Genomic DNA, 2,164 nt, shown 5'->3' with positions numbered 1-2,164 from the left:
TTTCAGTGAATGCCTCAGAAGGCATCATTAACATGGCCGGAGCCGGTACCCATGGTATGACTGCCCAGAAAGGTACGCTGATTAATGAAGGTTCTATTACCGTTGACGGCATGCAGCTTCATCTGGACGAGAACCTGGAGCCGGATGGCACCAAAACCCTCTTCAAGCCGGAAGATCCCGGCGGGCGCATCAACAGTTTGGCAATGCGCGGTACCGGGATGCATCTGCGTAACGGCGGAAGCATGCTGAATACGGGCACCATTCAGGTGACCAATTCAGGTACAGGAATGTATGCCGACGGCTCCGCCCTTGCCATCAACCAGGGTACCATCAATCTTGAGTCAGACGGCAGCCATGACGAGCAGGGCTGGATCTACGCGATGGCCGCCATAGATAACGGCATGGCGATCAACGACACCACCGGTGTGATTAATATTAATACTGACCTCGGCCTGGCGTTTTACACATCAGGCAACGGTAAGGTGTTTAACTTTGGCACGGTGAATTTTAACGGCAGCCCGATAAACAACGGCGACCCGAACTGGGGTTCCCCCTCTCTGGAGTCTGACTATGTGCTGATTACCACGCCGGTGCTGACTGCAGAAGGTGAAAGCCACACCTGGCGTGATGAGTCCCTTCCCTGGCTGTTACTGCAGAACAGTGCCAGCTATGGCGACGCCATATTTGACGGTGAACTGGCGGTGGAAAACTGGCTGCAGAACTTTGGCAGTCTGTCAGTTACCACCCTGACCGGCGGCAGCCTGAACAACGCCGGAACACTGGTGGTGGGTGAGATGACCGGTAACACGCTGCTCAACAGCGGCACCCTTACCGCCGACAGCATGAGCATTGTTAAGGGCGTAAATCTTGAAGACGGGGTCATTAACGCACATATTGTCAGCCAGACCTTCCGTAACGATGGCACTATTTTCGGCTCCGTGAAAGGGGGCGGCAGTCAGTCCCACGTCCTTATCAACAACGGCACGATTGCCGTAACAGAGGCGGGAGTGAGTGGCATGCAGGCCGCCAATATTTATAACCAGCAGGGCGGGCATATCTACAATACTGTTGCCGCCACGCCGGAAACGGCCGAAAGCAGTGTTTTAATGCGGCAGACTCCTACCAGCGTCACGCCTGCCATTGTCAATGCGGGTACCCTGACGGCCAGCGACGGATGGTATGCCATGAAGGCTACGGCCGCCTCCGGCTCCTCCCAGACCTGGATGGCAAATACCGAAACAGGGGTCATCCGGGGCGTGATGGACGCGTCCCTTAACGATTCGCTGGTTGTGGCCGGCAGGGGTTATCACTTCTACAATGCCGGTGAAATCACCGTTCAGGGAAGCGATGCTAAAGCGGTGAATATGGGCGGCTCCACGGCGACCGGCCCCCGCCGGATGATTAACGACGGCGTGATTAACGTCGGGACTGAGCAGGGGAAACAGGACGGCACCAACGGAACCGGACTGACCGGTGTCTACGGCACGGCGGCCACGGGGATATTCTATAACAACAGCGGCGGTGAGATTAACGTCTGGGCCGACGACTCTTACGCCTTTAACGTTAAAGGCACGCTGTACAATTTCGGTGCGGTCAATCTTCACGGTACCAACAGCGCCCTTTATCACCCGGACAGCACCCAGGCCATTGTTGAAGGGGATGATTTCTCCAGGCCAAATGTCAGTACGCCGGGCAACATCAGCACCCCGAACCCTCCCACCGCCCCCACTGAAAACGGTGCCAGCCTGGTCAACAACTATGTTATCGGCACCAATGCTGACGGCACGGCCGGGAAACTGGGGGGCAACAACCTGCATATTGACAGCACGGTGACCATCAGCGCCGGGTTTACGGCGGGCACGGCGGCGAAAGAAATCACCTTCAGCGATGTCTTCACCGGCAACAGCATCAGCGGGGCAGAGAACATCGGTTCACAGACTGTGGTGTGGAACGCGCAGGGGCATAAAAACGCCGACGGCAATGTGGACGTGACCATGACCAAAAACGACTACGCGGAGGTTATCACGGATAAAACCCTGTCTGGTGTGGCTGCGGCGCTGGATAACGGCTACACCAGCAACAGCCTGTACAGCAGCCTGAATGTCTCCACCTCTGCCGAACTTGACCGGGCACTGAAACAGGTTTCCGGTGCTCAGGCGACGGC

At 56.8% G+C, this 2,164-nt stretch carries 1 pseudogene; it reads left to right on the top strand.

Annotation, left to right across the window (positions count from 1 at the left end):
- Positions 1 to 2,164, top strand: a pseudogene (locus DT73_RS26430) (hypothetical protein); the annotation flags it as partial.

Source organism: Mangrovibacter sp. MFB070, from assembly GCF_000705335.1.
Classification (GTDB): Bacteria; Pseudomonadota; Gammaproteobacteria; order Enterobacterales; family Enterobacteriaceae; genus Mangrovibacter; species Mangrovibacter plantisponsor.
This window is presented reverse-complemented; position numbering and strand designations above follow the sequence as displayed.